We start from the raw sequence: 8961 nt of genomic DNA on the forward strand, positions 1-8961 counted from the left end.
AGCGAACCTCATTCATTGTGTCAACTATTTTTCCCAAAATAATTTTGGACTGTTTTTCTGTCAGCTGAAACTGCCCACAGTGCCGGGTTCTAGGCAACAATGGTTTATGCACTGTGTTGACTAAGGATGGAACAAGCGTGAATTTTCAGTCGGTAATAAGTTTATTGCATCATTTCTGGAGCGATCGCGGTTGTCTTATTGCCCAGCCCTACGATATTGAAAAGGGGGCTGGTACTAAGAATCCTCAGACTTTTTTAAGAGCATTGGGACCGGAACCTTGGGCTGTTGCTTACGTTGAGCCTTGTCGTCGTCCTACTGATGGACGCTACGGCGAAAACCCCAACCGCTTCCAACATTATTATCAATACCAAGTTCTGATTAAGCCATCACCAGATAATATTCAGGAGATTTATCTTGATTCGTTAAGAGCTTTAGGTATTCGTCCTCAAGACCACGATATTCGGTTTGTAGAGGATAACTGGGAAGATGCAACTGTGGGAGCTTGGGGCACTGGATGGGAAGTATGGTTAGATGGGATGGAAGTTACTCAATTTACTTACTTCCAACAGTGTGGAGGAATTGATTGCCGTCCGGTGTCGATTGAGATTACTTATGGGTTAGAGCGGCTGACAATGTATCTCCAGCAAGTAGAAACATTTACTAAGATCCAGTGGACAGACAACATTACTTATGGCGATGTTTTCCTGCAAAGTGAGATTGAGCAGTGCACATACAACTTTGAAGCGTCAAATCCTGAGTTGCTACTGACATTATTTAATTTGTATGAGCAGGAAGCTACCCAATTGACGGAGCGAGGATTAGTATTGCCTAGCTTAGATTATGTAATGAAGTGTTCGCACACATTCAATCTGCTGGATGCTAGAGGTGTGATTTCGGTGACGGAGAGAACTCGCTATATTGCCAGGATTCGGCATTTGGCTAGGAAGGTAGCTCATTTATATGTTGAGCAAAGGGAGAAGTTGGGTTTTCCGTTGCTCAAAGATACTATGGGTTCAACAGGAAGCCCAATATCCTAAAGAGTGCGGCTACACACGAACTAAGTACAGTTTTGTGTAAAATAATAGCGTTGTTAAAGCCAGAGAAACGCAAAGTAAAGGCAAAGGTACCCAGAGTCGTGGCAAATTTAATTTACTACAATTTTGTGTTTTGTTTATCCTTGTGGCGCTGAGGTTTAAGCTAGGTATATTTTTTTGATGTGGCTTTTGCTAAAGGACAGAAATACGGTTAAATATTGAATCTAGAACATTAAAGCTACAAGGATAAGGCCCGCCTGTGCGGGCTTTGTTTATATAAACTTGATGGACTATACTCACCACAAGCATAAAAACTTTTCGCTGTTACTGATTTAAAGAGATAAAAAGCTCACGCAGAGGTGCTCCAAGCACAGATAATAAGAGTTTGGAATATTTACTTTTTGAATTTCATAACCAAATTCAGCAACGTCGATTTTTCTTTATTGCTGCCCTATCTATATTTAAACCATCTGCAAATTCGGGTTGCCAGGTGCTTTTACAAAAATCTTATGATTCAAACCAGTGGTGTAATTATTTGTCTTGGCTACATTTTTGGGTTGCTGTTTACAGCAGTTCCTTGGGGTGGTGTGGGGATTTTGGTTTTGGGAATAGTGGGAGCAGTTATCTTTAGAAGACGCACCACACTACAGCAATTTGCTCACAAACCAGAAAATACTGGAAGCAAAAATAAAGCAGTGCCTAATATTTGGCAAACTATTCCCCATCCTCGAATATGGCTAGCTGCTGGCTTGGTGGGATTATTGGCAACTCTATATTTTCAATGGCGAATGCCACAACCGGGTGCAAAAGATATTAGTCAGTTTGTCCCGCCTGGAAATAGCAGCAATCAAGAACAACTTGTGATTGTACGCGGCGAAGTGGCGAGTAATCCCCGCTTAACTCGCAGTCAGCGAGGACAATTTTGGCTGGAAACGACTCAGTTAGATGAAGTTAAAAATAATAAAGGTTCAGCAGGTGTCCCACAAGGGGTTACAGGCAAATTGTATGTGACAGTCCCTATACTTCAGGTTACTGGGTTATACCCTAGTCAACAAATTGCTGTGACTGGGATTTTGTACAAACCAAAGGCGGCTTCCAATCCTGGTGGTTTCGATTTTCAGAAGTTTCTCAAGCAGGAAGGAACGTTTGCTGGTTTGATTGGGCGACAGATAAATATTTTGGATCGGGAACGTAAATGGGGATGGTGGCAAATTCGGGAGCGGATTGTGCGATCGCAAGTTCGTTGGTTGGGTATTCCTGAAGGGCCTCTTGTCAGCGCAATGGTTTTAGGCAGCAAAGCTGTTGATTTACCCTATGATATCCGCGACTTATTTGTACAAGCTGGATTAGCTCATGCTTTAGCAGCTTCTGGGTTCCAAACTTCTTTGATTTTGAGTGTGATTTTACAGTTAACGAAGCGGGCAAGAAAAGGAACCCAATTTACCCTTGGGTTTTTGGCTTTAATCATTTTTCTGAGTTTAACAGGGTTTCAACCTGCGGTTCTCAGAGCCGTAATTATGGGTTTTGCAGCATTAGTTGGTCTGCTATTAAAAAGGAAGGTAAAGCAGTTTGGATCGTTACTATTAGCAGCAACTCTGCTATTAGTGTTTAATCCTCTATGGATTTGGGATTTAGGTTTTCAATTGAGTTTTTTAGCAACACTAGGATTAGTTGTAACAGTACCCGCATTAGTCAATCGCCTAGCATGGCTACCACCTGCGATCGCTGCTTTGATTGCCGTTCCCCTAGCTGCTACTATTTGGACTTTACCTGTGCAACTTTTTGTCTTTGGAGTTGTACCATCTTATAGTCTATTGCTGAATGTGGTTAGTACTCCATTAATTTCGATCATTAGTATAGGTGGAATTATCAGTGCGTTAGTAGGTTTAGTTTGGACTGAAGCAGGAAGCTTCCTAGCCGGAGTGTTACATTATCCTACTGATTGGTTAATTAAACTAGTGGAATTTTTTAGCAATTTGCCCGGAAATTCTGTTGCGGTGGGCAGCATATCTACTTGGCAGCTTTTGGCGATTTATATACTAATTATATTGGTATGGCTAGTGCCTTGGTGGCAAAGGCGGTGGTGGTTTGCTAATCTGATTGCGATTGGTTTAGTATTCATCCCACTTTGGCATTCTAAAAATACGTTGTTTAGGATAACTGTCTTAGAATCTGGTACGGAACCAATTCTAGTTGTTCAAGATCGAGGTACTGTAACTGTAATTAATAGTGGTGATGAAGGTACAGGACGTTTTACAATTATACCGTTTTTACAACAGCAGGGTGTAAATCAAATAAATTGGGCGATCGCAACTGATTTCCAAGGTAATGAAAGTAATGCTTGGTTTGAATTAATGCAACGGTTACCAATCAATAATTTTTATGAATATTCACCCCAAACAGATAATTCCATTACAACTCAAGCAATTCAACAGGAACTACAAAAACATCAAGGAATTTATCAACCATTGGCAGTTGGTCAAGCTGTGAAAGCTGGTTCGATAGTAGCACAATTAATCAACGAGCAATTACCAATTTTACAATTGCAAATTTTAGAACAAAATTGGTTATTAGTAGGTAATGTTAAATCTAAGGAGGTACAAAAATTAGTTAAAAATGGAAGTTTACCTCGCCCGCAAGTGCTTTGGTGTGCGCCTGAGTCATTGAAAGATTTAGTTATTGCTCTGCAACCACAAGTAGCGATCGCTTCTTCTGCCAACTTCGATCCAAAAACTTTATCTGAACTGAATCAAAGCCAAACTAAACTGTTTTTTACAGGGCGAGATGGGGCTATTCAATGGACTCCTAATGGTCAGTTTGAGGCTTTTATTGAATCAACAGAAAATAAATCATCTGTTTTATAAAAAACTCACAAATTCAATGAATTCAAAAAATTTGTATCAAATTCTATGAAAATCTATTTTTAGAGTACTCGTGAAGAATAGGCTGTTTCTCTAACTTTTCGCCTCACGGATTTCAATTAAATGGATTGTATTGGTCAACTAGCGAACACTACTTTCAAGCGCAAAATGTGGGTACACCTCATGTAAAACAAATCCGTTTAGTTAAAACACCGAAAGATGCGGCAAGAATGGGGCGTGAAAGAATGCGTCCCTTACGTCAAGATTGGGAACAAGTTAAAGATGACATCATGCGGCAAGCTGTGCTGTGTAAATTTCAAACTCATACAGATATTAGAGATATCTTACTTTCTACAAACAATGCAGAAATTGTTGAAAACTCGCCTATCGATTTTTACTGGGGTTGCGGAGCCGATGGTAGTGGTAAAAATATGCTAGGAAAAATTTTAATGGAGGTACGGGATATCCTGTACCATACATACAGGGCAGATATTGATAATAAAACTGTGAAATAATCTTGTAGAAAATAGTTTTTTAATCGAACTACTCCAGACGTAGAAAACACGAAGAGATAAGAAATATAGACGCTCGCAAACGCTCTAAGACTGCTACAGAGTTATTACTCTTCATGAGTGGTAATTTAAAAGCCTCGATTAGCAATCGCTATATAAACTCTCACTTCTCCTAAACTTACACTGTGGTAAACCAGACTGATGAAAGATGCATCCTGGTTTTGGGAACAATAGATTTAGCACCAGACTTCACAGGAAGGAGTTGATGTCTAAAGGTGAATGGAATAACAGATCGAAAAATACAGTTCCCTTGCAATTACCCATAACATACCTAAAACCAGTGAAGCGTAATACAATTACCCATGAATTTGACTCTGGTTCACAAGCAGAAATAATACCTCCACAAGAAAGTGATGACCATTTGTCAGAAGCATCTAAACTACTACGGCAAGGAATTCAACAGCAGCAAGCTGGTGAATTAATAACAGCTATGAAGTCTTTACAGCAATCCTTGGGGCTGTTTCAGGCAGTTGGCGATTTGCAAAAACAAGCACAGACACTTTCTTTTTTAGGATTGGTAACTTATAGCGCTGGAGACTACAAAGGTGCTATCTCTTACTCCCAACAGTGTCTGTCTTTGCTCAATAACACCTCAGATTTAGCATTGCAAATGCAAGCTCTTTCCCATTTAGGCAATGCATACCGTCACCTGAATGACCATAAAAAGGCTATTGAGTTTCTAGAAAAATGTTTGAAAATAACGCAGCAACTACAGGACAAACGCAGTCAAGTGGCAGCACTGAATAATTTGGGATTGGTGTATAAAGCTTTAGGCAATTTTACACAGGCCATTGAGTATCAGCAGCAAAGCTTAGAGATTGTGCGGGAACTCAAAGATAATTGGGGCGAGGAACAGGTACTCAAGAATTTGGGTAATGCTTGGTATGCTTTGAACAATTACCTAAAAGCGATCGCTTATTATGAACAATGTGTAGTACTATCACGCTCTTTAAAAAATGTTCGCAGTGCTTCTCAGGTGCTAAAGAATCTGGGCAATGCTTGTTATGCTTTAGGTGATTATACCAAAGCAATTAAGTATTATGAAGATCGGTTGCAATTAGCGAAAGAAATTCAAGACAAGCGTAGCGAGGAACAGTCTTTAAGTAGTTTAGGAGTTGCTTGTGAGGCTTTAGGTGACTATAACAAAGCAATTACATATTATGAAGAACGTTTGCTGTTAGCTAGAAATATCAAAGATCATCGCAGTGAAGAACAAGCTCTTGCCAGTCTGAAAGTCGCTTGCTACGCTTTGGGTGATTATGCCAAAGCTATGCAATATCAGCAAGGGACATCTTCAAATAGTTAAAAAGTAAGATTGGAAAACAATTTAAAATTACTCGCACAGATCAATTCCCTTCATTGTCTTTTGTTGTTGGAGATACACGAGAGCTTCTAATGTATCTACTTGAGGAAATTGTGCGTAAAAATTACTCACACTCCAGAAGGGTTCGGGTGTTTCCAATACTATTGTGCGATCGCCCCACTGTTCTAACCAAGGTAGCAATTTTTGTGGCGCTAATGGAGTACATAGCCAAATTGCTGCTGGAGAAAGCGCTCTCATGGCAGTTGCTGCTACCGCTATTGTCATACCTGTAGCAATGCCATCATCAACTAAGATGAGCGTAGCATTCTCTGCATTCACCTGCGGACAAGCAGGAATTAATTGAGCCTCAAGAGACTTAGCAAGGTTTATCGCTTTATTTAAAACCACTTCTCGCCACCGCAGATCGTGTTTAGAACGAAATAGCTTTTGATCCGCCCAAAGAACATTTCCAAAAGTAGTCACTGCACCAATTGCTAACTCTGGGTTTTCTGGATGACTAATCTTTTTTGCCACAACAATTGTCAACGGACAATCCAAAAGACGTGCTATTGGTACTGCTACTGGTACACCTCCTCTTGGCAAAGCATAAACAATTGGTACAGGCTTTACCCCAGAATCAATAGTTTGCTGAGTCAAATTATCATGAATTACTTGCGCCAATAACTTACCTGCATGGGTACGATTGGCGAAAAGTGGGGTATGTGACATGGTTTCCCCAGCATCTCAGGACGGCACTGCTTTTATCATGACTGAATTTTGTCTCAAATTAACTGATACAATAAGATTTGTATAAATAATTAAGTATTCAGCAAAAGTTTATTGTTCCGATCAATATCCAGCCAGAGGGCTATTTAAATCAGATATAGATAGCTGGCGCTGATGCCAAAATCCTGACTTTCATGAGCAGCGAAACCCAACTCAGCCTTTTCGACGACTCAACCTTTAACCAACGAGAACTGATTCCTACAGACGCGAAAATTCCGATCACTCCCGGAACTTATTCTGCCATAACGGAGTTGACACAGCATTGCGATCGCTGCCACCGTTGTGCATTGGGAGACACTCGCACTCATGCTGTTGTCGGACGTGGCAATCTCAAAGCACCAATTATGGTTGTGGGAGAAGCGCCAGGTCAAAATGAAGATGAAACCGGCTTACCATTTGTAGGCAGATCGGGGCAATTGCTGGAGAAAATTTTGGCATCAGTGAATCTGACTACTGATCGTGATGTATATATTGCCAATATCAATAAATGTCGCCCACCAGATAATAGAGTTCCCACTCCTGTAGAAGTGGCAGCTTGTCTACCTTACCTACTGGAACAAATTCGCTTAGTTGACCCCAAAATAATTCTGTTAACGGGTGCGACTGCTGTCAAAGGTATCACCGGCGATAAGCGGGGAATTACGAAAATTCGCGGACAGTGGCTAGAGTGGGAAGGGCGTTTATGTATGCCAATCTTTCATCCTTCCTACTTGCTGCGTAACCCTTCTAAGGAAAGAGGTGCGCCGAAATGGTTGATGTGGCAGGATATCCAGCTAGTGCGTGCCAAGTTAGACGAAATCCAAAATAACAGCTAATGCTTAATTCCGTCTTTTTTAAGGCTTGTCACTACCAACATCTTTTCAATTACTCATTTCATTGCTATCCCGGTTGGGAATAAATTCTAAAGCTAATAGTTAAAGTCCTCTCAAAAGGACTAAATATAAGATTTTAAGCGATTTAGATGACTAGACTTTGTGAAAGTGAAAATTTAACTTTAGTGATTGCGATCGCTTATTCTAATTGAATATGAAGACTTGCTGGCTTATGAAAATCCGCAATTTGTTTAATCTGACGTGAGTTCGACGGAACTAAAAAATGGCAGGAGGTAGTGCAGGCAAATCTTTTGGTTAAATGTCAATCGAAGGTTTTTTAGGCAAATAGGTATAAGCAGTTAAACCAACGTGAGTTCGATGCACAGGATTTTGACCTCACCCCCAGCCCCTCTCCTAACAGGAGAGGGGAGCAAAAAGCTTAATTTTTCGTTGCTCCTCCCTCTCCTCGCAGGAGAGGGAGGCTAGGTGGGTGAGGTCTGTCGAACTCACGTCATTTTAGTGAAAATTGGGACAGATATAGCGATAGGATGGCCCACCACTACAAAGCCTATGATTGCGTTGGTTGATACAACCTACAAATGTTGTAGGTTGTATCAACCAACCCACCTTAGAATTCAAGCTACTACAAATTGATTGTTGTTTTCTTATGATGTTTGCGTTTTAGTAATGCTGCCGCCCCCCAAACACTAATTGCCAGTGTACCCAATGCTGCCGAAGGTTCGGGAACAGAGACCACCTCAGATTCAAATGTAAATTTTGTTATTAAACCTATTGTGTCTAGCCCATCAGCATTAGCAAAGTTAGGATCAAAACTCCATTGACGCGATACGGAATCGGAATCTCCATTACTAATACTGAGATTTCCTTGGGCATCAAACGGAACAAACGGAAATATCATATCAGCTCCAACAAAATTTTTCACATCAAGTAATAAGTTACCTTTAGTTGGATCGTATAAAAATGGATTTTGTAAATTGATAACAATATCAAACTTTTTCGGGCCAAATACCGGACCTTCATCGGCACTGGAGAGTGATAAAGCTCCACTGTATACTGTAATGTTGTCTACCCCGACATTATCTGCAAAGGTTTTGCTCAAGTTATCAGGTGCGCTCTTTGTCGTAGAAAGGTTAATTAGGATACTAGAAACTGTCGATGAGAAAGCATTGCTACTGCCGAAATCGCTATCAGGACGAAAGGCAATTTGGCTAATTAGTTGAGGTTTAGATAGGGATGCAAATTCTGAAGCGCCAAAAACTTGCTGATACCGACCCTGAAAATTTGCGATGAATGGCCAACTGTTGTTGATATTACCCTCTGTAGCTTCTACTTCATTAGGAACAATAATTGCGGCCTGTGACACTCCTCCTGCGACTAAGGCAACAATTGCAGAGCTAGCAACAGCCATTGAGATTTTTTTGATCGCAGTTGCAACCATAATACTCCTCCTTACTTTACTATTTGGGACATACAAGTAAAATTACTTATTATACTAATTCTCTAAAAGCTGGCTACAGATGAGATAATAAGATTTAATGAGAAGAGGGATATCCAATGTCAGGGGTCTATCAA

6 protein-coding genes and 1 pseudogene are annotated in these 8961 nt (G+C 40.5%); 5 read left to right on the forward strand and 2 right to left on the reverse strand.

Annotation, left to right across the window (positions count from 1 at the left end):
• The first annotated feature begins 137 nt into the window (after positions 1-137).
• From glyQ to HWQ58_RS15110, 4 genes and pseudogenes are all read left to right on the forward strand, one after another.
• Positions 138-1037: a glycine--tRNA ligase subunit alpha gene (gene glyQ / locus HWQ58_RS15095; RefSeq protein ID WP_292863800.1), complete on the forward strand. Its 900-nt coding sequence runs from the start codon at positions 138-140 to the stop codon at positions 1035-1037.
• Between the two features lie 506 nt (positions 1038-1543).
• A complete protein-coding gene (locus HWQ58_RS15100; protein ID WP_292863803.1) occupies positions 1544-3898 on the forward strand; it encodes a ComEC/Rec2 family competence protein in 2355 nt (784 codons plus the stop codon).
• 45 nt (positions 3899-3943) lie between these two features.
• Positions 3944-4410, forward strand: a pseudogene (locus tag HWQ58_RS15105) (NADAR family protein).
• A 262-nt stretch (positions 4411-4672) separates the two neighbouring features.
• A complete protein-coding gene (locus HWQ58_RS15110) occupies positions 4673-5773 on the forward strand; it encodes a tetratricopeptide repeat protein (protein WP_292863806.1) in 1101 nt (366 codons plus the stop codon).
• Between the two features lie 27 nt (positions 5774-5800).
• Here HWQ58_RS15110 and HWQ58_RS15115 read toward each other — a convergent pair whose 3' ends face one another.
• Entirely contained in the window at positions 5801-6499 is a 699-nt protein-coding gene (locus tag HWQ58_RS15115; protein WP_292863809.1) for a phosphoribosyltransferase family protein, read from the reverse strand.
• 191 nt (positions 6500-6690) lie between these two features.
• On the opposite strand from HWQ58_RS15115, the gene HWQ58_RS15120 reads away from it, so the two are divergent.
• Positions 6691-7371, forward strand: coding sequence for a uracil-DNA glycosylase (locus HWQ58_RS15120; RefSeq protein WP_292863812.1), 681 nt, complete (start codon positions 6691-6693; stop codon positions 7369-7371).
• Between the two features lie 640 nt (positions 7372-8011).
• On the opposite strand, the gene HWQ58_RS15125 is transcribed toward HWQ58_RS15120, so the two are convergent.
• Entirely contained in the window at positions 8012-8827 is an 816-nt protein-coding gene (locus HWQ58_RS15125; RefSeq protein WP_292863815.1) for a hypothetical protein, read from the reverse strand.
• Between the last annotated feature and the right edge of the window lie 134 nt (positions 8828-8961).

This window comes from Nostoc sp. LPT, assembly GCF_017115165.1.
Lineage (GTDB): Bacteria > Cyanobacteriota > Cyanobacteriia > Cyanobacteriales > Nostocaceae > Nostoc.

What these genes read in the sequence shown, in the direction of transcription:
- HWQ58_RS15125 (WP_292863815.1), bottom strand. Translation starts at nt 8,827, where the DNA reads ATGGTTGCAACTGCGATCAAAAAAATCTCAATGGCTGTTGCTAGCTCT.
- HWQ58_RS15100 (WP_292863803.1), top strand. Translation starts at nt 1,544, where the DNA reads ATGATTCAAACCAGTGGTGTAATTATTTGTCTTGGCTACATTTTTGGG.
- HWQ58_RS15110 (WP_292863806.1), top strand. Translation starts at nt 4,673, where the DNA reads ATGTCTAAAGGTGAATGGAATAACAGATCGAAAAATACAGTTCCCTTG.
- HWQ58_RS15115 (WP_292863809.1), bottom strand. Translation starts at nt 6,499, where the DNA reads ATGTCACATACCCCACTTTTCGCCAATCGTACCCATGCAGGTAAGTTA.
- HWQ58_RS15120 (WP_292863812.1), top strand. Translation starts at nt 6,691, where the DNA reads ATGAGCAGCGAAACCCAACTCAGCCTTTTCGACGACTCAACCTTTAAC.